17 protein-coding genes are annotated in these 26,945 nt (G+C 64.4%); 3 read left to right on the top strand and 14 right to left on the bottom strand.

Annotated features, from left to right (window positions below; all coding sequences use genetic code 11):
- Window positions 1-7 precede the first annotated feature (7 nt).
- The 6 genes from AC0Z42_RS03180 to AC0Z42_RS03155 form a co-directional block, all read right to left on the bottom strand.
- Window positions 8-2,575, bottom strand: a complete 2,568-nt coding sequence (locus tag AC0Z42_RS03180; protein ID WP_485466795.1) for a DUF4132 domain-containing protein — start codon at window positions 2,573-2,575, stop codon at window positions 8-10.
- The gene (locus AC0Z42_RS03175; RefSeq protein WP_485466794.1) at window positions 2,551-6,294 is read right to left on the bottom strand and encodes a DUF4132 domain-containing protein; all 3,744 of its coding nucleotides are present in this window, start codon (window positions 6,292-6,294) and stop codon (window positions 2,551-2,553) included. The genes AC0Z42_RS03180 and AC0Z42_RS03175 overlap by 25 nt, the downstream gene beginning before the upstream one ends.
- A 32-nt stretch (window positions 6,295-6,326) precedes the next feature.
- Window positions 6,327-9,875 carry a DUF4132 domain-containing protein gene (locus tag AC0Z42_RS03170; protein ID WP_485466793.1) on the bottom strand — a complete coding sequence of 1,183 codons (3,549 nt, stop codon included), beginning with the start codon at window positions 9,873-9,875 and terminating at the stop codon, window positions 6,327-6,329.
- A 186-nt stretch (window positions 9,876-10,061) separates the two neighbouring features.
- On the bottom strand, window positions 10,062-10,955 hold the full coding sequence (gene mmsB, locus AC0Z42_RS03165) for a 3-hydroxyisobutyrate dehydrogenase (protein ID WP_485466792.1): 894 nt from the start codon (window positions 10,953-10,955) through the stop codon (window positions 10,062-10,064).
- Between the two features lie 9 nt (window positions 10,956-10,964).
- Complete coding sequence (locus AC0Z42_RS03160) at window positions 10,965-12,479, bottom strand: CoA-acylating methylmalonate-semialdehyde dehydrogenase (RefSeq protein WP_485466791.1); 1,515 nt, start codon at window positions 12,477-12,479, stop codon at window positions 10,965-10,967.
- Window positions 12,480-12,595: 116 nt separating this feature from the next.
- The gene (locus tag AC0Z42_RS03155; protein WP_485467306.1) at window positions 12,596-13,795 is read right to left on the bottom strand and encodes an ABC transporter substrate-binding protein; all 1,200 of its coding nucleotides are present in this window, start codon (window positions 13,793-13,795) and stop codon (window positions 12,596-12,598) included.
- 145 nt (window positions 13,796-13,940) lie between these two features.
- Between AC0Z42_RS03155 and AC0Z42_RS03150 the strand changes: the two genes are divergently transcribed.
- Together AC0Z42_RS03150 and AC0Z42_RS03145 are read left to right on the top strand one after the other, a co-directional pair.
- Entirely contained in the window at window positions 13,941-14,858 is a 918-nt protein-coding gene (locus tag AC0Z42_RS03150) for a LysR family transcriptional regulator (RefSeq protein WP_485467305.1), read from the top strand.
- A gap of 21 nt (window positions 14,859-14,879) precedes the next feature.
- Window positions 14,880-15,410 carry an isochorismatase family protein gene (locus tag AC0Z42_RS03145; protein WP_485466790.1) on the top strand — a complete coding sequence of 177 codons (531 nt, stop codon included), beginning with the start codon at window positions 14,880-14,882 and terminating at the stop codon, window positions 15,408-15,410.
- Window positions 15,411-15,427: 17 nt separating this feature from the next.
- Here AC0Z42_RS03145 and AC0Z42_RS03140 read toward each other — a convergent pair whose 3' ends face one another.
- The gene (locus AC0Z42_RS03140) at window positions 15,428-16,594 is read right to left on the bottom strand and encodes an acetyltransferase domain-containing protein (protein ID WP_485466789.1); all 1,167 of its coding nucleotides are present in this window, start codon (window positions 16,592-16,594) and stop codon (window positions 15,428-15,430) included.
- Window positions 16,595-16,720: 126 nt separating this feature from the next.
- Window positions 16,721-18,838 carry a TonB-dependent siderophore receptor gene (locus AC0Z42_RS03135; RefSeq protein WP_485466788.1) on the bottom strand — a complete coding sequence of 706 codons (2,118 nt, stop codon included), beginning with the start codon at window positions 18,836-18,838 and terminating at the stop codon, window positions 16,721-16,723.
- Window positions 18,839-19,007: 169 nt separating this feature from the next.
- Between AC0Z42_RS03135 and AC0Z42_RS03130 the strand changes: the two genes are divergently transcribed.
- The gene (locus AC0Z42_RS03130; RefSeq protein ID WP_485466787.1) at window positions 19,008-19,445 is read left to right on the top strand and encodes a hypothetical protein; all 438 of its coding nucleotides are present in this window, start codon (window positions 19,008-19,010) and stop codon (window positions 19,443-19,445) included.
- A gap of 20 nt (window positions 19,446-19,465) precedes the next feature.
- Here the strand turns inward: AC0Z42_RS03130 and bla are convergent, their stop codons facing one another.
- The 6 genes from bla to AC0Z42_RS03100 all read right to left on the bottom strand — a co-directional run bounded on the left by bla (window position 19,466) and on the right by AC0Z42_RS03100 (window position 26,755).
- Window positions 19,466-20,368 carry a subclass B3 metallo-beta-lactamase gene (bla, locus tag AC0Z42_RS03125; RefSeq protein WP_485466786.1) on the bottom strand — a complete coding sequence of 301 codons (903 nt, stop codon included), beginning with the start codon at window positions 20,366-20,368 and terminating at the stop codon, window positions 19,466-19,468.
- Between the two features lie 15 nt (window positions 20,369-20,383).
- The gene (locus tag AC0Z42_RS03120) at window positions 20,384-22,099 is read right to left on the bottom strand and encodes a M56 family metallopeptidase (RefSeq protein ID WP_485466785.1); all 1,716 of its coding nucleotides are present in this window, start codon (window positions 22,097-22,099) and stop codon (window positions 20,384-20,386) included.
- Complete coding sequence (locus AC0Z42_RS03115; protein WP_485466784.1) at window positions 22,096-22,488, bottom strand: BlaI/MecI/CopY family transcriptional regulator; 393 nt, start codon at window positions 22,486-22,488, stop codon at window positions 22,096-22,098. Before AC0Z42_RS03115 ends, AC0Z42_RS03120 begins: the two co-directional genes overlap by 4 nt.
- Before the next feature lie 66 nt (window positions 22,489-22,554).
- Window positions 22,555-24,081 (bottom strand): hypothetical protein, encoded by a 1,527-nt coding sequence (locus tag AC0Z42_RS03110; RefSeq protein ID WP_485466783.1) that lies wholly within the window; start codon window positions 24,079-24,081, stop codon window positions 22,555-22,557.
- A gap of 60 nt (window positions 24,082-24,141) precedes the next feature.
- Complete coding sequence (locus AC0Z42_RS03105; RefSeq protein ID WP_485466782.1) at window positions 24,142-25,482, bottom strand: DUF3422 family protein; 1,341 nt, start codon at window positions 25,480-25,482, stop codon at window positions 24,142-24,144.
- 88 nt (window positions 25,483-25,570) lie between these two features.
- Entirely contained in the window at window positions 25,571-26,755 is a 1,185-nt protein-coding gene (locus tag AC0Z42_RS03100; protein WP_485466781.1) for a multidrug effflux MFS transporter, read from the bottom strand.
- Between the last annotated feature and the right edge of the window lie 190 nt (window positions 26,756-26,945).

The following is a 26,945-nucleotide window of genomic DNA, read 5'->3' as shown; positions in this document are numbered from 1 at the left end:
GTCTCGCCTAAAAGGGCGTTCTGCTTTCCCAAAATTCATCGTAGCCGCAGGTCATGGCCACCGCATGATAATCCGCATACGCCTCGGCCAGCAACACGGGTGGCACCTCGGCCAGCGCAACCACATGCAAATCTGCCAGCCGCTGGAACGACAGGGTAGTGAGGGCCGCCGGCTGGCGCTGCTCGGGCAGCTGGCTGCCGGTAAAACCGATCCGCACGCGTAGCCCGGCGCCGGCGAAATCCTTCAGGTAGGCGTCGAACACGCCGCCATCGACAGGGGCGGCACGCACGTAGTGGCGCTTGCCGAATGCGGTGCGCAGGCTGAAGTTATTGCCGGTCCAGCCCAGCCGGTCGTCGATTTCCAGGCCGGCCAGCAGCGCCCCGGCCGGCGCACGGTGATCGAGCTGCGCGAACAGCGGCGTGATCTTGTAGTCCGCCAGATGACGCCGCCATGCGGCGATCTGCGGCTCGTCGAGCAGTACCGCATGGGCCAGGCGCAGCAGGCTGTCCTGCGCCAGTGTGACCTCGTCGTCCTGCACATCGATCAGGCTGCCATCCTCGGTTGGCCGGAACATGTGCAACAGCGCGCCATCGGGCGCCAGTTCCAGCCACGCCAGCTGCTGCAGCAAGCGCCCCGTGATCGGATGGCGGTGCAGATACTGGCGCCATTCGTCGACCGCCCAGCGCCGGCCGGCGCCCATGGACTCATATAGCCGTGCCGTCTCCAGCACCACCACCTGCGCCACCGCTTTCCTGCAGGCGGCCAGTTGGCGCTTGCCTTCCCTGATGCTGGCCGGATCGTCGTCCTGGCGCGGTTCGGGCAGCGCGGCAAGCAGCTTGCCGTCCAAGGTGTGCAGCACCGGTTTCACGCCAGGACCCAGCGTCACGACATAGTCACGCCCGCCATACCGCAGCGCCAGACGGCCGCCGTCATCGAGGCCGGCATACGGTATCGTGCGGTCGGCCAGCTGGCCGGCGCTCCAGCCCATGGCGGCGGCGACACGCTCGACCAGCAGGCGCGCCTTTTCCTGGATGGCCGCGGTGCGGTAGCGGCGCGCCACGGCCAGCAGCAGCTGGATCACGGCCGGATCGCAACCGGCGGCCAGGCTTTCCAGCAATGCCTCGATCTGCGCGCGGCGCAAATAATGCTCGCGCATATAGTCCCGCACCAGGCTGACCGCCTGCGGGCCGGGCGCATGGCAGGCCAGCGCCAGCACGCCTTTTTCTCCGATGGCGCTGCCCGCATAGTCGATCACCTCGAAGCCGTACAGGGTCGACTTGACGATGCGCGCATCGTGCGCAATGAACTGGCGCAGCACCGCCTCGCCCAGCGCCGCGCGGCTGTCACCATGCAGCAGGCCCAGGTAGCGCATCAGCAGTGGATTGCCGGCCGGCTCCTTCAGCTTGCAGGCCAGCACCAGCCACCAGCGCACAATATCGGCATCCACCTGCGCGCCGTCCAGCCAGCGGCATGGCGGCAAGGCGGTGAAATCGAACCAGGACAGGCCGGCCGGCGGCTTGCCCGTCAAGCCCTTGCGCGCTTGCGCCAGCAGCACCCCTGGCGCCAGCAGCGGCGCCAGGTCTTCACCCAGCAGTTCCAGCGCCGACAGCAGCGCGGCGCTGACGGCTTCGCGCTTTTCCTGCCGCACGGCGCGGTACAGCGCCGGTACCGCGCCCTGGTCGCCGAGGCGCCCCAGCCACTGCGCGGCGCGCACGCGCAACTCCTGCCGCGGCGACGCCAGGCCGGGTACCACCAGGCTGGCGATATCGGGCACTGTGGCCAGCAGCGCTTGCGCGAGGAGGCGCACATCCTTGTGCTCGCCCAGCGCGATCTCCATCACACGCGGCAGCCAGCGCCGCGGCAAGACCGGAAAAGTGGCCAGCACGCCCAGGGTGGCGTCCAGCCGCAGCCGGTCCGGCGGCACGCGCGGGTCGACCGCCAGGCCGAGGCCCTGCTCGATCAGGTCGAGGCGCTGCTCGAAAAACGGCCAGATGCACTGCGCCGGCAACACCGCCTGCGGATATGTTTCGCCCCAATAGCGCTCGGCCAGGCAAGCCAGGCCGACAGCGTCCTGGGTGTCGCCAGCGGCGCGCAGGCACGCATCGAGCATGCGCAGATCGATACCGCCGGCCGGCTGGCGCGCCAGCCATGCAATAAAACCGTCATCGCTCCAGAACAGGCGGCTGCGATGGCGCGTGGCCAGCATGTAGCGCGCCAACTGCATGAAACTCACGCCGGGCAACACGGCCAGCCGGTTTTTCCAGCGCAGCAGTTCGGACCCCAGCGGCTGGCCGAAAAGCTGCTCTGCTTCCCCTGTTTCGCCATTCACGGCGCGCAGCAGGCCGTGCAAGCGCGCGTCATTCCACCACGCGCACTGCTGTTCGAATTGCTGGTACCGCTGCAAGGGATGTGGCGACGCCGGGTATGCCTCCTGGTCCGCCAGCATGTTCCGCTGAGCCATCCGCAGCAGCTGCGCGCGATTGTCCTGCAGCAGCCGGAACGCGTCGTCGCCCAGCGGCAGGTCCGGCGGCAAGCATGAGGTAGCCACCGCTACCATGGCATCTTGCTCTCCCACTGCGCATCATAACCGCCAGTCGATTTGGCGACCGCATGATAGTCGGCATACGCTTCGGCCAGCAGCACCGGAGGTATCTCCGCCAGTGGCACGGCTTCGTCGCGCCACGATTGCGGCAGGCGATAGAAGGCCAGCGTTTTCAGCGCCGCCGCCATCTGCTCTTCGGGCAGGCCGCTGCCGGAAAACTCGATCAGCGCGCGCAGGCCGGCACTCGGGAAGTCCTTGTGATACTCGGTAAACACGCCGCCATCCTCGGCCTGGCCACGCAGATAGCCCTGCTTGCCAAACGCGCCGCGCAAACCAAAGGTGTCGCCCACCCAGCCTTCGCGGTCGGCAATGCTGCGCCCTGCCATCAATGCCGCGTCGGGCAACTGGTGCGTCAGCTGCTCGAACAGCGGCTTGACCTTGTAGTCCTTGAAGTGGCGCTGCCAGGCGGTGATCTGCTCCGCGTTCAGCAGCGAAGCATGCGCCAGGCGCACGCCGCTGCCGTCCGCCAGCTCGACTTCATCGTCATTCACATCGAGCAGGCTGCCGTCGTCGCTCGGACGCAGCAGGGTTTTTTCCGTCCCGTCCTCGCTGATCCACACCAGCGACTGCACCAGGCGGCCTGCGATCGGGTGGCGCAGCAGATACTCGCGCCACTCGTGGGCCGGCCACACGCGGCCCGCGCACATGGCTTCGTACAGGCGTGCCGTCTGCATGGTAATGACTTGCTTGAGTTCCTTCTTGCAGTTTGACAGCAACTGCTTCGCTTCCTTGGCCAATTCCGGCGCTTCGTCCTGGCGCGGCTCTGGCAGCGCCTTGATTTCCTTGCCGTCCGGGTTGTGCAACACCGGCTTCATGGCGCCATCGAGCGTCACGACAAACACCCGTTCGCCATACGACAGCTCGAGCCGCCCGCTGTCGTCGAAGCCGCCGGTGGGAATGGTGCGGTCGCCCAGCTGGTCCTGGCTCCAGCCCTTGCCCTGTGCGATGCGCTCGACCAGCAGGCGCGCCTTTTCCTGTACCGAGGCGGTACGGTAGCGGCGCGCGATGCCCAGCAGCAGCTGGATCACGGCCGGATCATAGCCGTCAGCCAGGCCATCGAGCATCGCTTCGATCTGCGCGCGGCGCGGATAATGGTCGCGAACATATGCCTGCAACTGGCTTACCGCCAGATGGCCCGGCGTGTATGCGGCCAGCGCCAGGATGCCTTTTTCGCCGATGGCGCTGCCCAGGTATTCGGCCAGCTTTTCGCGCCGCACTTCGTCGAACACCTGTTCCGGCGTCAGCTTGCCTTGCGCGCTGTAGTACTGCGGATAGCGTTTGGCGCTGTCCTGGTAGCTCTGGTAGCGCCCTGGCGCGTTTGCCTCGGCGTGGGCGGTGGCCACGTCCATGGCGGGGCCACGCGTATCCTGGGCAATAAACTGGCGCAGGACGGTTTCGCCCAGCGCCGCGCGGCTCGCTTCGTCGAGCAGGCTCAGATAGCGCAGCAGCAGGCCATTGCCGCCCGGCTCCTTCAGCTTGCAGGCCAGCACCACCCACCAGCGGATGATCTCCGGTTCGACTGCCGAACCATCGGCCCAGCGGCAGGCGGGCAGCAGTTCCATCTCAAACCACGCCAGGCCGACCGGCGCCTTGCCTTTCAGTCCCTTGCGCGCAGCCGCCAGCAGTACCGCAGGCGACAGGCGCGGCGCCAGGTCCTCGCCCAGTTTTTCCAGCGCCGTCAGCAGCGCGGCGATCACGGTTTCGCGCGATTCCTTGTCCAGCGCTTCATACAGCGCTGGCACGGCGGCGCGGTAATCGAGGTCCGCCAGCCAGCGCGCCGCGCCGATGCGCATGTCCTGCTTGCTCGAGGCCAGCGCTTCGGCCACGCGCTTGCCGATCTCCGGCAGGCCGGCCAGTACCTGCTGCGCCGCGGCGCGATGCTGCTTGCCTTCGCCAAGCGCAAACTCCATCACGCGCGGCAGCCATTGCACCGGCAAAGTGGGGAACATCGCCAGTATCTCCAGCGTGGCGCCCAGTTCCGGCACGGATGCGCCCTGGCGCTTTTCCACCGCGCGCAGGCCCAGGCCCTGGTCGATCAGCTCGGGGCGTTCGGCAAACAGCGGCCAGACCATGGCGGCGTCGAGCATCTGCTGCGGCTTGCCGCCCCACCAGCTGCTGGCCAGGCATACCATCGCCACGCTGTCGTTCTGGTCGCCCGCCTCGCGCATGGCGCGGTCGAACAGGCGCAGGTCGAACGCCGCCTGGTCCTGGCGCGCCAGCCATTGCTGGAAAAAGCCGTCATGCCAGAAGCGCACGCTATTGTGCCGCGTGGCGATGATCCAGCGCGCCATCTGCGCCATGCCGAACTCCGGCAAGGCCGCCAGCTTGCCCTGCAACTCAGCTACTCCGCTGACCTGGTTGTTTCTCAACGGCTGCTCGTCGCCCTTCTGGCCCTCGCCATTGAGCACGCGGATGGCGCCCGCCAGGTAGTCGTCTTTCAGCGCCTCATAGCGTTTCAGGGCCTGCTGCTGCCATTTGTATTTGTGCTTGCCGTTCGCATTATCCTCGCGCTCCTGCTGCGCGTCGATGCGATACTTGGCCAGCAGCGTGGCGTGGTTGGCGCGCAGCAGTTGCAGCGCCTCGTCGCCCAGCCGGGTGGCCGCTGGCGCGGTTGGCAGTGGCGGCACCGGCAATTGATTGGCGCCGGCATCGCTGGCCGCCCCCAGCCACGACAGCGCATTGCGCAGCGCCGCCTGCACCGGCTTGCTGGTCTCGGCGGCCAGCGCCTCCTCCAGCAGCGCCGCCTGTTGCGGACCCAGGCTGCGTCCCAGCAGTTCGGCCGCCTGCACGCGCTCTTCCGTCTTGCCGGTTTCCAGCAACTGCCGCAGCAGCTCGACACGGCGCTCGGAGGGTATCGCCGCCAGGTGCGGCGCCGCTTCCGTGCGCACGGTCTTGCCGCCATCGACGGCCAGGCGCACCAGGATGGCGGCGAAACGGTCGGCCAGCGCCGGTGCGCTACCCAGGCGCCGGGCCAGCTGCACCTTGCCGCTGGCCGACAGCAACCCTGGCAACTGCTCCACCAGTTCGGCGTGTGCCAGCATGTATTCGTCCAGCGCACCGGCCACCAGCAGGTACGGAAACGCGCGATCGCGCTCATAGTCGGACAAACCGCTGCGCTCGAACACCATCTGCAGCGCGCCGATTTCAGGTTCGTCTTCGCCGCTCAAGAGACGCACCAGCAGCGCCACATGCCAGCCGCGCCGGTTGACGATGGTGGCGGTGGCGCGCGTATCGTCGAAGCTGGCGTGCAGCGCGTCGTTGACGACATAATGGAGCCAGTCGGGCACGGGCGCGCCAGTACGGTCCAGCGAGTCGCCCTGATCGGCCGCCTGCAGCAGTTTGCCCAAGCGTACCAGCATGTCCGCATCGAGCTTGCCGGCGTCGAACTGCGCATAAAACTGGTGGCGGTGGCGCAGGCTTTCGGAGGCCAGCGCGCCGTCTTTCTTGTCCATGTTGTAGCTGTAAAAACCGCTGATGAGGCGACCCGGACGGCCCAGCAACTTGCCGGCGCGCGGCGCCTCCTTTTGCAGTTCCAGCAGCACCTCGGGGTCGCCGCCGTTGCAGATAAAGTCGCAAGCGCGCTCCCACAGCGGAGTCGATATCTGCGTCAGGCCGCGCAAGCCTTTTTTCAGTTGTGCAAAGTCGTCCAGGCCCACCGCCTGCTGCGCCACTTCCAGTATTTTTTTAAACATGTCGTCTTTCGTCTTTTGTGTGCATGAAAGCCCTACCAGGGCATTTTATTTTCCCAGTCGGCGTCAAAAGTGCCATGCGCCGCCACCGCCAGGTAATCGTTATAGGCTTCGGCCAGCAGCACTGGCGGCACCTGCGCCGGCGACACCGCGCGCTGCTTCCACGGTCCCGACAAGCGCTCGAAGCTCAGCCGTTTCAGGGCGGCCGGCAGGTTATCCTCGGGCAGCGCATTGCCTGAAAAATGGATCACCACGCGCAGGTCGGCGCCGCCAAACTCCTTGTAGTAATGGTCGAAGATGCCGCCGTCCTCGGCCTGCGCGCGCTGGTAGCCCAGTTTCCCAAAGGCGCCGCGCAAGGTAAACGCGTCGCTGACCCAGCCCAGGCGCTCGCCGATATCGATATCGTTCAACAGGGCGGCATCGGGCGAGGCGCGCTGCAATTGCTCGAACAGCGGCTTGACCTTGTAGTCCTTCAGGTGGCGCTGCCAGGCGGCGGCCTGCCCCGGTTCCAGTAGCGATGCGTGCGCCAGGCGCAGCACGCTGCCTGGCGCCAGTGCCACTTCGTTGTCGCCGGCGTCGATCAGGCTGCCGTCCTCGGTCGGGCGCAATACCTGCCGCGTGCTGCCTTCGCCATCCTCGGCCAGCCACAGCAAGCGCTGCACCAGGCGCCCGACGATCGGGTGGCCAGCCAGGTAGCCTTGCCACTCGTCGACCGGCCAGCTGCGGCCCGTGCACATGGCGTCGTACAGGCGCGCGCTCTGCATCTCGAGTACCTGTTTCAGTTCTTTCTTGCAGCCGGCCAGCGCCTGTTTCGCTTCCTTGATGCTGTCGGCGTCGTCGCCCTGGCGCGGTTCCGGCAGCGCCTTGATTTCCTTGCCGTCCGCATTTTGCAGCACCGGTTTCAGGGCCGCGTCGAGCGTGACCACGAACCGCCGCCCGCCATAATCGAGTTCCAGCCGGCCATCGTCATCGAGGCCGCCGGTCGGCACGGTGCGGTCGGCCAGCTGGTCTGCGCTCCAGCCGCGCCGCTGCGCGATCTGCTCCACCAGTTCACGCGCCTTGTCCTGCACCGAAGCGGTGCGGTAGCGGCGCGACACGCCCAGCAGCAGCTGGATCACGGCCGGGTCCATGCCGCCAGCCAGGCTTTCGAACATCGCTTCGATCTGCGCGCGGCGCACATGGAAGGCACGCATATAGGCCTGCAGCAGGCCGACCGCTTCCGGTCCCGGCGCATGCGCGGCCAGGGCGAGAATACCTTTTTCGCCGATCACGCTGCCACGGCTTTCGTCGTACGCGATAAAGGCGCGCAGCACCTGGTCGCCCAAGGCGGCACGGCTGGCTTCCGACAGCAATCCCAGGTAACGGGCCAGCAAGCCATTGCCGCCCGGTTCCTTCAGCTTGCAGGCCAGCACCACCCACCAGCGCACCACGTCGAGGTCCACCGGCGAGCCATCCTGCCAGGTACAGGCGGGCAAGGTCTCGAACGGGAACCAGGCCAGGCCAGCTGGCGCCTTGGCCTTGAGGCCCTTGCGCGCTTCAAACAGCAGCTTGTCGGGATGCAGGCGCGGCGCCAGGTCCTCGCCGAGCTGCTCCAGCGTCCCCATCAGGGTGGCGCTGACGGTCTCGCGGCTTTCCTTGTCCAGCGCCTGGTACAGCGCCGGCACGGCAGCGCGGCAATCGAGGTCGGCCAGCCAGCGCGCGGCCACGCTGCGCACTTCCTGCTTGCTGGACGCGAGGCTGGCGATCACCTGCAGGCCAATATCGGGCACCTTGCGCAAGACATCCTGCGCGCCCTGGCGATAGGTCTTGCCTTCGCCCAGAGCCAGTTCCATCAGGCGCGGCCGCCAGCGCACCGGCGGCTGCGGGAACATTTCGATCACTTTCAAGGTCCACGCCAGTTCCAGGGTGACGTCGCTGCGCGCCACCGACAGGCCAAGGCCCTGCTCGATCAGCGCCGGCTGCTCGTAAAACAGCGGCCAGATACTTTCGGGCGGCAGCGTATCGAGCGGCGAGCCGCGCCAGGCGGGTTGCAGGCAGTCGAGCGGCACCAGGTCCGGCATCGCGCCCGCTTCGCGCAACAGCGTGTCGATGGTGCGCAGGTCGATGTCGGCGGGGTCCTGCTGTTCGAGCCAGTCGCGCAGCGGGCCGTCGTTCCAGACCGACAGCCAGCGCTGGCGCATCGGGCCATACCATAGCGCCAGCTGGCGCAGGCCGAAGCCTTCCAATTCAAATATGCGGTCGCGGTATCCGATCGTCTCGCGCATCGCATGGTCTTTCAGCAGCGCGCGGTCGGCATCGTCGCCGTCGCCATTGAAGGCGTCGATCACGGCACGCAGCTGCGGCTCGCCGATGGCGTACTGCTGCTCCCTTCGCTGCTGCTCCCAATCGTACTGTTCGCGCCGGCCGCGGTTTTCTTCGATTTCTTCGCGCGCGTCGATATCGCATCGCTTCAGCAGCGCGACATGGTTTTCCAGCAGGATCACCAACGCCTCGTCGTCCAGAAACGTCAGCGGGGCTTCGGGTGCGGGTGGCGGCGCCTCGTCAAGGGTAGTCGCTTGCGCGTCGCCCATGCGCGACAGCGCGTTGGCGATCGCCTGCTTTGCCGCCTTGGCCGACTCGTTTGCCATGGCCTGCTCCAGCAGCGCGCGGCGCGGCTTTGACGGCGTCCTGCCCAGCAGCTCGGCCGCCTGCGCACGCTCATCGAGCTTGCCGTCCACCAGCCAGTGGCGCAGCAATGCCAGCTGCCGCTCCTCGGCAATCGCGCTGACAAACGGCGCGGCCACCGTGCGCACGGTCTTGCTGCTGTCGACGGCGTACGCCACCAGCACATCGTCGAACGTTTGCGCCAGCTCTTCGGCGTTGCCGATGCGCCCGGCCAGCAGGCGCTTGCCCTGGGCGGACAGGCGCGGCGCGAGTGCGCGTACATCGCCGGGCTGCTCTTCCATGACGTTGTCGATTACATTCGGTACCAGCAGCCGCTGCAAGCAGCGCTCGAGCATATAGTCGGCGATATGGCGGCGCTCGAACACCAGTTCCAGCGCCGCCGCTACGGGCAAGTCTTCCGCCGCCAGCAATCGCATCAGCAGCCGTACATTCCAGGCCGGCCGGTTGGCGGAGGTGGCGTCCTCGCGCGTTTCGCTGCAGGTGCCGAACAGCGCGTCGTTGACCAGGTAATGCAGCCAGTCCGGCACATCGGCGCCGGTCGGCTCGAACGACTGGCCCTGGTCGGCTGCCGCCAGCACTTTCCCCAGCCGCACCAGCATCGCGGGCAGCAAGGTATCGGCGTCGAGCAGGGCATAAAACTGCGCGCGCGCCACCAGCCCGGCGCGCGCCTGCTGCGCTTCCTTGTCGTTGATGCCGATGGCGAAAAAGGCGTGGCTGAGGCGGCCCGGATGACCGAGCATGGTAGCCGCGCGGGAGCTGGCCTGATGCAGCTCCTGCAGCACGATGTCGTGCTCGCCCCGGAGTACAAAGGCGCATGCGCGCTGCCATAGCGCCTTGTCGATGGCGGCCAGTCCCTTGAGACCCAGCTCCAGCGCGGCCGCTTGTTCGCCGTCGACGGCGGGTTTGCTCGTATCGTTCATCAGCATCCTTGTATTGTGCATGTCTTGCACTGGATCAAGTTGCTGATTGTATATTCTTAGTTTAGTGCTATGGCGTACGGTTGGAATTCAACCCAACTGCAAAAAGTACTGGGGTCGACGGGGACGCCGAGTCCCTGAGGGTACGACCCCGGCTTTTGCTCCTGGGTTGAAGGTCTCAAGCAATAATCAAACCGGCTTGTCCTGCAATTTGTAAATACTGGAAAAATCCAGCCCACCCGCCCCCGACTTGCTGTGCAGGTCGTACAGCTGGCGCGCCAGTTCGCCCAGCGGCACGCTGGCGCCGGAAGCACCGGCGCTTTCCACCGCCAGCCCCAGGTCTTTCAGCATCAAATCGACGCCAAAGCCGCCCGTGTACTCGCGTGAGGCCGGCACGTTATCAGCCACGCCGGGGCACGGATTGTAGACTTCCAGGGTCCAGTTGCGGCCCGAACTTTTCGCCATCACGTCGGACACCACTTTCGGGTCCAGGCCATTGGCCACGCCCAGGCGGATCGCTTCGCTGGTGCCGATCATCAAAATCCCCAGCAACATGTTATTGCAGATCTTGACCGTCTGGCCGCTGCCGCTGGGGCCGGCATGGAAGATATTCTTGCCCATCTGTTCCAGATAGGGGCGCGCGCTTGCCAGGTCCGCTTCTGCCCCGCCGACCATAAAGGTCAGGGTGCCGCCTGCCGCGCCGGCCGTGCCGCCGGACACGGGTGCGTCGATCATGCGCAAGCCTTTCGCTTGCGCGGCGGCAGCCACTTCGCGCGACACCTCCGGCGCGATGGTCGAGCAGTCGATCAGCAAGGCGCCCGCTTTTGCATGCGCCAGGATGCCAGCGTCGCCAAGATAGGCGCCCTGCACATGGCGGCTGGCCGGCAGCATGGTGATCACCACATCGGCGGCCGCGATCGCCGCTGCCTGGTCTTCGGACGACAAGCCGCCGCCGGCGACAAACTGCTGCACGCTGGCCGGCATCAAATCAAAACCGGTGACGGCATGGCCGGCGCGCGCCAGGTTCTGCGCCATCGGCAGGCCCATGTTGCCCAGGCCGATAAAAACGATGGTAGTCGTCATCGCCGCCCCTTATTTCATCGAGATGGTGGTGTTTACGCCGCTGCCGCCATCGTCCGGTGCAAACCAGCGCGCCGTGACGGTCTTGGTCTGGGTCCAGAAGTACAGCGCCTGCTTGCCGTTCGGGCCCAGGTCGCCCAGTTTCGAGGCGCGCGAACCGGTAAAGCTGAAGTAGGCGACCGGCACGGGAATGGCCACGTTGATGCCCACCTGGCCGACGTCGATCTCGTTCTGGAACTTGCGCCCGGCCCAGCCGGACGAGGTAAAGATCGAGGTGCCGTTGCCGTTCGGGTTGGCGTTGATAAAGGCGATCGCTTCGTCGAGCGTGTCGGTTTCAACCACGCACATGGCGGGGCCAAAGATCTCCTGCGTGTAGACGGAATTGGTGGCGTTGACTTTTGAAAAAATCGTCGGCCCCATGAAGTTGCCGCCTTCGAAACCGGCCACCTGGTGGCCACGGCCATCGAGCAGCAGTTGCGCGCCTTCGTCGACGCCGGCCTGTATCAGTTTTTCGGCGCGCTGCATGGCGCTTTTCGAGACCATCGGCCCCAGGTCCGCTTCGCGGTCGCTGCCCGGCCCCACTTTCAGGGCTTTCGAGCGGGCCACGATCTCCGGCAACCAGGAGCGCGCCTCGCCGACCAGCACCACCACAGAATTGGCCATGCAGCGCTGGCCGGCCGCGCCAAAAGCGGCGCCGATCAGGTTATTGATCGCCTGCTCCTTGTTGGCGTCGGCCAGCACCACGCAATGGTTTTTCGCGCCCATCATCGACTGCGCGCGCTTGCCCGATTCACTGGCGCGGCGGTACACATGGGTGCCCACCGCAGTCGAGCCGATAAACGACACGGCCTTGATGTCGGCATGGTCGCACAGCAGGTTGACCACCTCGGCGCCGCCATGCACCACGTTCAGCACGCCGGCCGGCAAGCCTGCCTGGTACATCAGTTCAACCAAGTACATGGTCGACGACGGGTCCTGCTCGGACGGTTTAAGCACAAAGGTATTGCCGCAGGCAATCGCGATCGGGAACATGAAGCACGGCAGCATCACCGGGAAATTGAAGGCCGTGATACCGGCACCCACGCCCAGCGGCTGGTAGATGTTATAGACATCGACGCCGTTGGCTGCGTTCTCGGCGATCTCGCCCAACTGCAGGGTGGCGATCGAGCACGCGTGTTCGACCACTTCCAGGCCGCGCATGACTTCCCCTTCCGCATCCGGCAGGGTCTTGCCATGCTCACGCGTGATCAGTTCGGCCAGCGCACCGATATTTTCGCGAATCAGGTGCTGGTACTTGAGCATGATGCGCATGCGCGCCGCCAGCGGCGTATTGCGCCAGGTTTTGAACGCTTCCTTGGCGGTGGCAATCGCCAGCTCGACTTCGGCGGGGGTGGAAAACGGCACGAGGGCGACGATTTCCTGGGTGGCCGGGTTGACCACATCACGCCATTCGGTGCTGGTGGAGGCATGGTGCTTGCCGCCGATATGGAGGGGGACGGCGGGGACTTGTGTGAGGGCTTGGTTCATTTTTTTTACGCTCCGGAGTATGCGATGTTCATAAGTTTCGACGGAGCAGCGGAGTACTGGGGTCAGACCCGACGGGTCTGACCCCGGCCTTCTGCTGCTCAGCCGACAGCTGAAAACTATTTCTTGACCAGATTGCACGCCGCCGCATCCATCGGCTTGAACGCCTGCTCGGCAGGAATGGTCGACAGCACTTTCAGGTAGTCCCACGCGCCTTTCGATTCGGCCGGGGTTTTTACCTGCACCAGGTACATGTCGTGGATCACGCGGCCATCGGGACGGATCGAGGCGTTGTTCATGACGGCGTCCTTGATCGGCAGTTCGCGCATTTTTTCGGCGACGATTTTCGAGTCGTCGCTTTTCGCCGCCGCCACCGATTTCAGGTAGTGGTAGACGCTGGAATACACGCCGGCCTGCACCATGGTCGGTTTGGCACCCTTGTTCAGCGCCTCGAAACGCTTGGCAAAGGCGCGGCTGCGGTCATCGAAATCCCAGTAAAAGCCATCGGCATACACCAGGCCCTGCGCTGTTTCCAGGCCCAGCGCATGTACGTCCGACAGGAATACCAGCAAGGCCGCCAGGCGCTGGTCCTTGCCGCTGCCGATACGAAATTCGCGCGCCTGCTTGATCGCCGAGACAACGTCGGCGCCGCCGTTGGCCAGGCCGATCACCTGCGCCTTCGAGCCTTGTGCCTGCACCAGGAACGATGAAAAATCCGAGGCGTTCAGCGGATGGCGCACGGCGCCCACCACGGTGCCGCCGTTGCGCTTGACGACATCGCTGGCGTCTTTTTCAAGCGAGTGGCCAAACGCATAGTCGACGGTGACGAAGTACCACGATTTTTGCCCCAGCTTGGTCAATGCCGCCGCCGTGCCGGCCGCCTGCGAATAGGTGTCGAACATCCAGTGGAAACCGTTCGGCGAACAGTCTTCATTGGTCAGCCGCCCGGTTGCCGGGCCGCTGAACATGGCGATGCCGCCCTTCTCTTTCATCAGCTTTTGCACCGACAGCGCCACCGAGGAATTGGTCAGGTCGGCGATCGCGTCGACCTTGTCGCGGTCTATCCATTCGCGCGCCTTGGAGGCGGCGATATCGGCCTTGTTCAGGTGGTCGGCCGAGACGATCTCGATCTTCATGCCCTTGCATTCGGCCTTCAGGCAGTCTTTCATCGCCATCTGGCTGGCAACGACGGAACCGCGCCCGCCCATCGCCGAATACGGGCCGGACATATCGGTCAGGACGCCGATCTTGACGACGCCATCGGAAATCTGGGCTTGTGCGGCGGTGGAGAAAGAAAGCGCGAGCGCGAACGCGCCCATGGCCAGAACGGTCTTTTTCATGCAGTGTCTCCTGATGGATAAGGGATATTTCTTATATGTTTAGTTGTATTCTGCATGTGTAAAAATATGCATTCAAGTGAAATTAATGCATAATTCCTTTGCAAAAATGCACAAGGAGAACAAAGTGCTCGATTGGGACAACGTAAGGGTCTTCCTGGAACTGACGCGCAGCGCCGGCCTGGTCGATGCGGCAAAAAAGCTCGGCATCGATCACTCGACCGTGTCCCGGCGCATGCGCAAGTTCGAGGAACAGGTCGGCACCCAGCTGTTCGACCGCAATTACGTCGGCTACCAGCTGACGCCCGAAGGCCACCGCCTGATGGAATATGCGGAAACCATGGAAAGCACGGTATTTGCCGCTACCGAGGAACTGGGCGAACACAACCGGCTGCTGTCGGGCCAGGTACGCCTGGGCGCCACCGAAGGCTTTGGCGCGGTGGTGCTGGCGCCGCACCTGGCGCACTTTTGCGGCCGCCATCCGCATATCAGCGTCGACCTGATCGCCGTGCCGCGTTTTGTCAGCCTGTCCAAGCGCGAGGCGGACGTGGCCATTTCTATCGAGCGGCCGCTGTCCGGCCCGTATGTGGTGACGAAATTGTCGGACTACCGATTGAAACTGTACGCCACGCCGGCCTACCTGGCGCGCCATGAGCCGATTGCCAGCGTGGACCAGCTGGCTCAGCACCCCATCATCGGCTATGTGGACGACCTGGTGTTCAGCGCCGAGCTGCGCTATATGGACCACGTGGCGCCCGAGTCCAGGCGCGCGTTTCGCAGCACCAGCGTGCTGGCGCAATACCATGCGGCGCGCGCCGGCCAGGCGCTGGCAATTCTGCCGTGTTTTGTAGCCCAGCAATCGAACGAGCTGGTGCCGGTGCTGGACGGCCAGATCGACCTGCAACGCTCGTTCTGGATGATTTCGCCGACCGAGCGGCGTAATATCGCCCGTGTGCGGGCGCTGTGGAATTATCTGCGCGAGGTGATCGAACTGAACCACAGCTATCTGATGGGCGAGTCTTCCATCCCGAACTGGCTGCCATAAAATCAAATCAAGGAGAACACGATGCAGATGGAGGCAAGCAAGGCGGTGGCGGTGATCGTCGACCTGCAGGGGCGATTGATGCCGGCCATACACGATGGCGTGGCGGTACTGGCGCAAAACGTGCGGCTGGCCAGGATTGCGCACCTGCTCGATATTCCCGTGCTGGGCACCGAGCAGAACAGCGGCAAGCTGGGCCCGAACGCGCCCGAAATCGCCGCGCTATGCCGGCAGACTTTGCAAAAAACCCATTTCGGCGCCTGCGACGATGGCTTGCAAGATATCTTGCCCCCAGGGCGCACGCAAGTGATCGTTACCGGCTGCGAAGCCCACGTGTGCATGCTGCAAACGGCGATCGGGCTATTGGAACTCGACTACGACGTCATCATTGCCATCGACGCCGTCGGCTCGCGCCTGCCGGCCAGCCGCGACGCGGCACTCAGCCGGCTGGCAACCCTGGGCGCGCAGCTGCTGACGGTGGAAATGCTGGCCTTCGAGTGGCTGCGCGACTGCCGCCACCCACGTTTTCGCGAAGTGCTTGCGCTGATTAAATAGCGGCTGGCCGGCAAGGTTCAGAAGTAGCGCACCCAGGTTTTGCCTGAGGTGCGCTTGTAGTTGGCAAACGCGCGGCAGGGCCAGTACAGCAGCGGCATCAGGGCCAGCGCAATCAACCACACCTGCCAGATATGCTCGACGCCGTAACGGCCGCCATGGTTGGCACCCAGCACGGCAGTCAAAGTCTTGCCGATAATCAAGAGCAAGTACAAATGCAGCAGGTAGTAGAACATCGGCGCGCCGCCAAACGTCGCGCAGGCGCGCACAAACCAGTTATTTAACGTTTCCAGCCAGGCCAGGCCCAGCATGCCGAAGCCCAGGGTGAACAGCAGGAAGTCCAGCGATGGTGGGTATTTTGTAAAGTTCAGGAAACTCATCACCGTCTGCACGGCCGTCTCGCCGGCCACCCACGGCAGGTTTTCACCATACAGGTTAAAGCCGCGCAGCACCGCCAGCAGTACCAAACTGCTTGCGCCCAAGGCGACCAGCCAACAACGCCGCCCTGCCGGCGAACGGCTGCGCGCATACAGCGGGCCGGCCGCATAACCGAGCAGGATCACGCCTATCCAGGGCAGCAGCGGGTAGCTGACCTTGATTTTCATGACGCCGTCCGCCACCAGGAAACCGCGCTGCAGCAGCACCGTCAGCAGGTAGTAGCCGAGGGTGCCCTCTTCCGCGCGCAGATGAGTGAACAAATGCTGGCCGCCGACAATCGCCACGCCCAGCGCCACCAGCCACTTCAGGGGCAGCTGGTGCAACACGGCCAGCGCCATCATCGCCAGGCCGATCACCCAGATCACCTGCAGGTACAGCACGGCGGGCGGAAACACGCCGAACCAGGCGAAATTGACGAACACCAGCTCCAGCGCCACCAGCAGCAGGCCGCGCTTGAACAGGAAACCGGCGGCGCTGCGCGGGCCTGCTGCCGGATGCGCATACAGCCAGGCCGACAGGCCCGTCAGGAACACGAACATCGGTGCGCAAAAATGCGCCGCCGTGCGCGTAAAGAACAGGGCCGGATCAACGGCGGAAATATCCATCGGGTCGCTGACCTGGTGGTGCATGAACACGGTTTCGCGCACATGGTCGAACAGCATGATCAGCATCACCAGGCCACGCATCACGTCGATGACGGCGATGCGGGCGCGCAGTGTGGCGGGGGTGGGAGTAGCGGTAACGGTCATTAATCTATATCAAATGTTGGTAAACAGCAGGTGTTATTTACCCCCAGGGCAGAAACTGGGATCGGACCCTCAGGGACTAGGCGTCCCCGCCCGACCCCGGCATTTCGCCGTTGGGGGTGAAACACCTTAAAACCTGTAATGCGCATTCAACGTCACGGTCCGCTCGGCCCCCGGCGCCACCCACAGCGGGCTGTAGGAACTGGCATAGTAGCTGCGATTGAACAGGTTTTCCACATTCAGCGACAGGCGCAGCTTTGCGGTCGGCGAGTACGAGGCCAGCAGTTTGGCGGTGGTATAGGCCGGCAAGGTGAAGTTGCTGCTGACGGCCACGTCACCCAAACGCTCGCCCATGTATTGCAGGCCGCCGCCGACGCTGGCCGTGCCAGTGCCCAGGCTGAACTGCTGGATGGCCAGCAGGTTGGCGCTGTGGCGCGCCACGTTGGCGAAACGGCTGCCGGTGACGATGGTATTGTCGCCGCGCGTGACGGTGGCGTCCGTATAGGCGTAAGCGCCCGAGACGCGCAAGCCGCGCGCCAGTTCGCCCGACACGTCCAGCTCCAGGCCCCGGCTGCCCACTTCGCCGGCGGCGATGGCAAAGTCGGTATTGAGCGGATTGACGGTCAGCACATTGCGCTTGCTGATATCGTAGACGGCCAAAGTACCCGTCAGCTTGCCGGTCTCCAGTTTCGCCCCCAGTTCGTACGAGCGGCTCTGCTCGGCCGGGAAGGCCTGGTTGGCGATGCTGATGCCGCTGTTCGGACGGAAACCCTTGGCGGCGCTGGCGTACAGCGACCACGCTTTCGACGGCTGGTAGACCAGGCCCACGCGCGGGCTGGTGGCCGACAGCGACTGATTGTTGCTCACGTTCAGGCGGTTGTTCGTCACGTCCTGGTCATAGCTGTCGTGGCGCACGCCGACCAGCGCCTTCCATTGCGCGCTCAGGTCGATCTGATCCTGCGCATACAGGCCGTGCGCCTTCTGCCCTTCCTGGGTGTCGATCGACAGCGCCAGCGGATCGGCCACGCCGCCATACACAGGGGCAAAGATATCGATGGCGTAGGCGTTGCCGGCGGAAGGATTGCGACGCAATTGCACCCGGTGGTCGTCGAAATGGTAGGCATCCACGCCCAGCAGCACTTCATGTTTGATCGTGCCCGTAGCGAGTTTGCCTACCAACTCGATCCGGCCCGACACATCGGTCGACGAGAAATCGCGGTGGCGGCGCTGGCGGCGCAGTGTGCGCCCGTCTGCCAGCAGGTTGTTCGCCTCGCTCGAATAGCCCGTCAGTTCGCTGTCGCGGTAGGACAGCCCGGCCTGCAAGATCCACTGGTCGGACAAATCATGGTGGATGAACAGCTGCTGGCCCAGCGACTTGACCGTCATCGGTCCGTCAGCGGGTTCGCCGAAGAAGCGCGACACGGGCACCGAGCCCAGCTTACCACTGACGGCCAGCACGCCCCGGTCGAAGGGCGTGCGCTGGCGCACGGCTTCGATCTCGTAGGACACCGTCGTACGGTCGCCCAGCAGCCAGATGAACGATGGCGAGAACAGGCTGCGCTCGACCGTCAGGGTGTCGCGGAAGCTGTCGCCCTTCTCGTGCGCGGCGTTGAGGCGATAGGCGAAATTGTCGCTCATGGGGCCAGTCAGGTCGACGGCGGCGCGCTTCATGTTGAAGCTGCCCAGCGAAAAGTCGGCGCTATATTCAGGCACGAATTTCGGCTTCCTGGTGGTGATATTGACAGTGCCGCCCGGCTCGCCCCGGCCGTACAGGGCCGACGCCGGGCCCTTGAGCACCTCGATGTTCTGCGTATTGGCCGCGTCGCGCATGCCGTTGTAGCCGCGGCTGGAACTGAAACCGTTGACCATATAGTCGGAACCGAAATTCGGGTCGCCCGTGAAGCCGCGCATGGCATAGCTGTCCCAAAGGCCGCCCAGCGGGCTTTGCTTGGCAATGCCGCTCGACAATTCCAGCGCGCCGGCCAGGTTCGTGACACCCGCATCGCGCAGCAAATCGCCGGTCAGCACCCGCACGCTTTGCGGCAAGTCCATCAGCAAGGCGTCGGTCTTGGTGGCGCCCGTGGCCGACAGGCTGCGGTAATGCTGGCGCTCGGCTTTCACGTTCACCACATCCGGGATATGGCTGTGGCCGGTGGTATCTTCTGCGGGCACGGGATCGGCAGCCAGCGCCAATGGGCTGGCAGCGGCGAGCAACAGTGCGGCGGGACGGCGTAAAAATCGGGACATGGGTTTCCTGAGATGATGCAACTAAATGCAATAGTCTTGCATTGTAATTGATAATTGGTTCTCATTAAAGGTCTGAGCCGTATTTTTTCGCTACTGCCGGCAGGCGTACGGCGGCCGGCAATCCTGATGTCGTAGAATCGGTCACCGTCAACTTGATGAGGAGCACGGATTGCAGAAATATATTATCAGGAAGATCGCCGTGACCGCGCTGTCGCTGGGCATGGCCGCCACCGCCTTGGCCAGCGCCGACATGTCGCCGCAACCCGGTGGCGTCTACCAGCTCAAGCCCGGCATTTATGTTGCGAAAGGATCGGACTGCGGGTCGCCCGCCAATGCCGCCATCCGCCAATACGACGGCAAGGGATTGTCCACGGCGCATACGCGTGCCTGCAAAGTCACTGTCAAAAGCCGCAAACGCAGCACCTATACAGTGGACCAGTCCTGCATTGACGCCGGTGCCGGCCCCGCGCCACGTGTGGTGCAGCGCCAGCAGGCGATGGTGCAGGATGCGCTGACATTTACGCAGGTGATCAGGGGCGATCGCACGACGTATCAGTATTGCCCGGTGTATCAATTGCCGAAGGACCTGCAAAAGGCCCTGAAGTAATCCAGGTCGGATTACGTGCGTTATTGCGTCTCCTCCCGCTCGCTTGCCAGCCGCTTGGCCAGCAATTTCCCCGCATTGTCCGCATACGCGCGGCAGGCGTTCGCATCGACAAAAGGATTGTGTTCGCTGGTGCGGTTGGCGGCTTTTTCCAGCACCTTGGTCATGCTTGGGTGCACGGAGATAATCACGTCGCAGGGAAGCGCGGCGACCTTGGCGATGCTCGCCTCAAACGAGGCCGAGACATCGGGCGTGTTTTGCTTGCCCTTGCCGGTGAAACGGAAATCGCCGCTGGAATACGCGTTCAGGCTGTCGGCATACACGACGTTGTAGCAGCGCTGGTCTTCGCATGATTGCCAGGTCCAGGTGGTGGCGCCGGGCGTATGACCGGGCGTCATATGGGCCGTGAGCGCCAACTGCCCCAGCTTGACGACATCGCCCTCTTTCACCACGGTGACCTTGTCGACCTTGGCCACCCGCACCACCGGCTTGGCCTGGTATTGCGGATCATCTTTGCCGTTGGTGCCACTTTGCAGTACTTTCGCGCCAGAGGCGCTGGCCACCACGGTGGCGCCGCTGGCGCGCTGCAGGGCGGCGATGCCGCCCGCATGGTCCCAGTGGGCGTGCGAATTGAGGATCAGCTTGACGTCTTTCATGCTGAAACCGAGCGACTCGATATTGGCCTGGATCAGCGGCGCCGATTGCGGCAGCGCGCCGTCGAGCAGGATATGGCCGCCCTCGCTGGTGACCAGCACTGCGGACAAGCCCGCCACACCCACATACCAGGTATTGCCGACAATATTGAACGGCTTGACGGGCGCATTCCACGCCTTGCAGTCGTCGCAGTTCACCGGCACATCCTGTGCCTGCGCCATGCCCGCCGCAGTCATCGCCACTACCACCAACAGTTTTGCCAATCTCGTCATGATTATTCTCCAGGGTTAAAAATAGGGTTGTGCAGCCAGTGCGGTGCGGATATTGGCCGCATCGAGGCCACGCCGCTCGGCGCCATCGGCATCGAGCAGCACCACGGTGACGTGCTTGCCGCCGCTCTTCATGCGCATGGTCAGGCAGCTGCCGGCCTGCTTGCTGCTGCCGGTCTTCGACAGCGCGATGTCCCAGCCGGCATGGCCGACCAGAGGATTGGTGTTGTGCAGGGTGCGCGGCCTGCCATTGACCGCCACGCGGGCCAGCGGCGCCGTCGTGATGCGGGCGATCTCGGGATAGCGCGCGGCCGCCGCCACGATGCGCGCCACTTCGGTGGCGGTCGAGGTGTTGGCCGGCGAGGCGCCGACCGGGTCGTCCAGGCTGGTGCGCTTCAGGCCCAGGCTGCGGATCTTCGCTTGCAGCGCCAGGTCAAACGCCGCGCGGCCACCGGGATAGGTGCGCGCCAGGGCGGCGGCGGCGCGGTTTTCGGACGGCAGCAGCGCCAGTTGCAAGGCCACCGAACGCGGCACTTGCACGCCATCGGCCAGTACGCCATGGCGCTGCGTCGGTTCGCCATCGGCGCGCACGATGCGCAGTTTTTCAGCGGGGTCGAGGCCGGCGTCGAGCACCACCATGGCCGTCATCAGCTTGGTGATCGAGGCGATCGGCACGATGGCATCGGCGTCTTTCGCCATCAGCACCTTGCCGCTGGCGTCGTCGATCACCAGCATATGGCGCGCATTGACGGGCAGCGCCAGCAGGCTGGCGGCGGCCTGGACCATTTGGGTCGATTCAGGTGCCGGATGTCGCTGCGCCTGCGCAAGCAAGGTGGCAAAAGCCAGCAGCATGGCTGGCAGCGCCAGTTTCCAGCCGGCGCGGCCCGGCATAGGCATGGGCGCCAGCAGGCGTTCGATACGCGCCAGCAGCGTGCCGCCGCGCGCCGACAGGATCAAGCCGCTGCCATGCCGTTCAACGGCCTGCAAAGACAGTTGGTGCAGCGCACTGGCCAGCTGCGCCGGATCCTGCAATGCCTGCGCCGCCAGCGCATCGGCCACCTGTTCGCGTTCGATCCGCAGGCGCGCCGACAGCCACCAGACGACGGGATGGAAGAACAGCAGCGCCTCGGCCACGCTCTGCAGCAGGTTGACCAAGTAGTCCCAGCGCCGCACATGGGCCAGTTCATGCGCCAGCAGGGCTTCGATCAGCGGCACCGGCATGCCGCTCAACAGGGAAGCCGGCAGCAGCACCAGGGGACGGAAGAAACCGACGGTCACGGGGCCGGCCAGCGCCGCATGCAGCTTGAGCGGCACCGGCGAGCGCAAGCCCATGCGCAGCGCCAATGCATCAAGACGCTGCTGCCAGATGGCTGGCGCGGCCACTGCCTGGCGGCGCAGCCGGGCCACCCAGGCCAGGCCCAGCAGCAGTCGCAAGCTCATCAGCGCTACGCCGGCGCTCCAGGCCAGCACCAGCGAGGGCATCCAGGCCTGCAGCGCAGCAAAAGAAAGGCCGGCGCGCGGTGGTGCGCCCGCACCAAGCAAATACAGCAGATGGATGACGGGTATGCCCACGCAGGCCAGCAGCGCCAGCGCACAGACGGCATAGCGGGTACGCGCATCAACGCCGCGCAGCAGCCACAGGGCAGCGGCAGCGAAGGCGCCGACAAGCAGCCCCTGCCAGACAAAATACAGCAATGCCCAGCCCAGCGCAGGGATCAGCAGCGGCCCATTCATGGCTTGCCGGCGTCCGTCTTGCGCAGGATTTTTTCAATTTCCAGCCGCTCGGCGTCGCTCACATGCTCGCGCAGCGCGGTCAGTACCAGCGCCTTGCCGGAACCGGCAAACACCTTGCCGATCAGGTCCTTGAGCAGGCTGGTCTGTACTTTTTCCTGCGCTTCGACGGCTGCATAGCGCTGCGGGCGCCGGCTTTCGTCGCGGCTCAGCAGGCCCTTGCCGTGCATCAGTTGCAGCTGGCGCAATACGGTAGCGTAGCTGGCGTCGGCGCGCTCGAGTGCCAGCGCGTCATACACGGCGCGGGCATCGAGCGGACCGTGCTGCCACAGGATGCGCAGCAGGTCCAGTTCGGCGGCTGTAGGCGTGGGGAGTGGGGTATGTTTTGACATGACGCCAGCATACCCACACTAGAACTTTATATCTAGAACTTTATTTCTATTCAGGACCTGCCTGCGTCAGAAATCACGCAATTGATCGAATAATTCGTACAGGCGTTCCTGCTGCACCAGCGCCGGCCCCTGCTCGCCCAAGTCTGTTTCCAACTGCACCAGCACATCGACCAGCACGCTGTAGATTTCCTCGCGCTCGACGGTTTCGATAATGCCGGAACGGTCCATCTTGTTGAAATCCACGGTATAGGCCGTCACCATGGCGTCGAGCGCGGCTGCAACTTCCACCGCCGGCATGCTGGCGTCAATACTGCGCGTGGCAGCGAGCAAGTTCTTGTACGCCAGCGCCGCCTTCTTTGCCTGGGACGCCGAGATCTGCTCGCGCCCATCCCAGTCGCGAAAAGGATTGTGCAGGTTCTCGGCCAGCCATTCCGGCTTGCGCGGCTTGCTGATCGACAAATCCAGTCCTTGCGCCGCCGCTTTCTTGTAGGCCGCCTTGACGGCCTTGGCCACGTCCGCCGGCACGCTGGTCATCCACAAGCTCGACAGCTTGGGCAATTGCTCGGGAGACGGAAATTCGTCGGCACCAAATCCGAAGACATCAAACGTGGTCAGCATCTGCAATTGGCTCAGCTGCGCGATGCTGTGGAAATTGCTGGCGTTGCCGGGCTTGCCCCAGATGCGCAACTCCCTCAGTTGAGGAAAACGCCGGACCAGCGGCGCCAGGTCGATCTCTTTCACTCCCGTCAGCGACAGCGCGCCCAGGCGATCCAGGCCATGCAGGGCCGGCATGGCGTGCCCGCACTGCAAGCTCAGGTCGCGCCCCTGCTCCGCCTGCTCCACCTGCAGCTGCGGCGACGGCACGGCGGCCAGCGAAAACATCGACAGCTCGGGATTGAGGCGTACCCTGGCGACGCCGTCGGGATACAAAATGAAACGCCGCAGGCGCGTGGCGCTGATATCGATCTCGGTAACCGTCGACGATTGCCAGTGCAGCTCGTGGATGAAGGGGTGCCGCTGGATATACGCCATTAGTTCGGGCGTGCCGTGGCTGGTTTCGATGGTCATCAGGCAAGGCAGCCGGTCCAGCTCCGACAGGTCCTTCACAGCGTCCAGCACGCTGTCGTTGATGCGCGTCGCGTCCTGCTTGAAGACCTGGCCGCCGACCATGACCTCGGTCTTGTCTGACGCGGCCTGGAATTGCGCGCGCCGCGCGGGGTCGATCTGCTCCCAACTGCGCTGGCGCGCCATGCTGGCGCCCACATCCCAGCCGAACTTGTAGGTGCTGACGTCGTCCTCCACCAGCGGCGGCAGGTTGGCGATCAACACATGATCTGGCGGCACATTGGCCGTCACATAGCCGTGATCGAGGCGATTGCGCACGAAAAAATAGTTGTAGCGCAAAGGCTGCATGCGGCTGGCGGCTGCCGCGTCGGGCAAGGCGTCGCCGCTCCAGTCCAGTTCCAGCACCGCCGCCAGCGGCGTGCCCCTGGGCGATGACGCCGGCTTGAGCTGGGTGACCTGGCAAGCCACGTATTGCTGCAGCTCCACTGAAAACACACTATAGATATCGCCGACATTTGCTAGCACCATGGCTCCTTTTCAAGCTGAATGCCGGACCATAGCAAACTTCAGGCGAAGCTGTCGTCCTGCTCAGTGCGCATGCAGCTTGTGATGCATGCGCCGCAGGCCCAGCCATACCCCGGCCGCCACGAACGGCACCAGCGCGCCGACCAGGATTTCCGGATTGACCGGCAAACCCATCACCTTGGCTGCCTTGCCGGTGTAGCTGAACAGGCCGATCACATAATAGGAAATGGCCGCCACCGACAAGCCCTCGACAGCTTGCTGCAACTGCAGCTGCTGGGCGGCGCGCGCGTTCATCGACTGCAGGATCTGCCGGTTCTGCAATTCCTGCACGATGCCGACCCGCGTGCGCAGCAGATCGTTGGTATTGGCGATGCGCTGCGCCATCGCTTCCTGGCGGCTGGCCATCGCTTCGCAGGTGCTCATGGCCGGCGTCAGGCGGCGGTCCATGAATTCCCCGACCGTCGGCGTGCCCTCGATGCGCACTTCGCGCAGCTCTTCGATGCGGGCCCGGACCAGGCCCATGTAGGCTTTCGAGGCGGAAAAACGATAGCTATTGTCGAGCGACAGCTTTTCGATGCGGGCCGCCAGGCGCGTGATGCGGTCCAGCAAGGCTTGCTCGGAAGCGCCGTCATCGCCGCGCGCCTTGTCGGCATCGGTCTCGACCATGGCGGCGGCCAGCGTCGCCAGCTCGTTTTCAATCGCGTTCAGCGACGGCGCTGCCTGCATGGCGTAAGGCAGGCCCAGCAAGGCAAACATGCGGTAGGTTTCGATTTCCAGCACGCGCTGCACCAGGCGGCCCGACTGCTGCGAACGCATGCCGGCGTCGCGGATAATGAAGCGGCTGAAGCCGTCGGACTGGATGGTGAAATCGGTCCACAATTCACCGCCCTGCAGCACTTCGCTGCCGACCAGGGTATTGCCTTCGAACACACGCGACAGCCCTTGCATGAAGGTGTCGGCCGGCTCGACGGCGCGTTCGAGCACCACGTGCGCGGCCACCATCAGCTTGCCTTTCAGGCCAGCCAGCCACTGCTGCGGCAGTTGTTCGAGCGGCATGCGCTCGAAGGCCTGCGCCGACGGCACGGGGTCGCCGGGATGTTCGGCAAAGGTAAAGGTGGCAAATTCCGTGTGGCATTCCCATTTCAGGCGGAAACGGCCGAAGTCATAATAAAAATACTTTGCTTCGCTGCTGGGGCCGGTGACGCCGAAATGCGTACACAGCGCCGCCAGGGTGGCGTGCTGGGCCTGCATGTTCGACAGGCCTGTGGCGGGCTGGTCGTTGCTGTAGACGGCCAGGTGGGTGATCAGTTCCGGTGCATCGAGCTGCAAAAACGGCCGCGAGTGGATCTCGGCGGCCAGCGGCACGCGCAAGGCGTGGTTCAGGCTGGAGTTGATAAGGTGCATGGTTCTGCCAATAAAGTTACAAAGCTGCCTGGCCCCGTGCAGGCGGCCGATGGTGACAGTGTAACAAAGCAGCATGCATGGCTGACTATTAGTTGCTTTTGGCTACCCTCTCCACCGTGTGCGCGGCAGTCTGGCGCGTGCCCAGCCACCAGAAAAAACTGGCCAGCACGACGGCGGCGGCCTGTCCCAGCGCCAGCTTGAAGCCGCTGTCGAACAGCAGCGGCGCGACAAAGCCGGACACCAGCGCAAACAGCACCATCTGCACGAAGTTCTGCAAGGAGGCGGCCAGGCCGCGCATCTGCGGGAAAATATCGAGCGTCGACATGGTCATGCCCGGCAGCGCAATCGACATGCCGAACGCATACAGCGCCACCGGCACCACGGCAAACGGCAGGCTGGCAACAAACCAGTGGTTATACGCCATGTTCAGCACGCCGGTGGCCGCCATCACCAGCAGGCCACGCCGCACCAGGATTGCGCTTGGCACGCTATGGGCCAGTTTGCCCGACAGCGCCGAACCGAGCACCAGGCCCGCCACCATCGGCACGAACATCCAGCCGAATGCGGTTTCCGGCAGGCGCAACAAGTCGAGGATGAAATGCGGCGCCGAGGCGATATACAGGGCAAAGCCGCCAAACGCAAAGGCGACCGCCAGGGAGCGCAGCAGGAACACCCTGTGGCGCAGCGCCTGCCAGTAGTTGGCGGCAATCGTGCCAGGATGAAACGGCTGGCGCTGGGTGGCCGGCAGGCTTTCCGGCAAGCCTTTCAAACAGGCCAGCATCAGCAGCACCGTGACGGAAAAAGTGAACACAAATGTCGATTGCCAGCCATAGGCCACATGCAGCCAGCCGCCGATAATCGGTGCGATGGCCGGCGCAATGCCGAACACCATCATGATATTGGCAAGCATTTTCTGCGCGGCGGCACCGGACAGGGTATCGCGCACGATGGCCTGGCCGATCACCCTGCCCGCGCCGGCCGAGGCGCCCTGCATGCCGCGAAAGAACAGCAGCCAGCCAAAGCTGGGCGCAAACGCGGCGCCAATCGAACCGATGGCGAAGATCACCAGCGAGCCCAGGATCACGGGACGGCGGCCGAACGAGTCGGACAAGGTGCCGTAGAACAGGGTCATGAAGGCGTAGGCAGCCAGATACACGCTCAGGGTCTGCTGCACCAGCACGCTGCTGACGTCGAAATGCGTGGCGATCGCCGGGAACGAAGGTAAAAAGGTATCGGTGGCGAACGGGCCCAGCATGGCCAGGCCGGCCAGCACCAGGGTCAGAGTGAGCTAGCCCGGATTTGATGGAGGGTCACTAATTTGAGAAAATAGTGACATCCAGAGGAATCCATCATGACCAAGAAGCCATCGCTTGCCGTATCAGACGCTGTTCCCGCTATGCAAGTGCGGCGGGAACGCACCGTTTTCTCCAGGCAGTTCAAACTCACTGCTGTCGAGCGTATGC

This window comes from Janthinobacterium sp. 1L-D-8-B-C4 (genome assembly GCF_057291295.1).
The sequence above is the reverse complement of the archived record's forward strand: the minus strand, read 5'-3'. Positions and strand labels throughout refer to the sequence as shown.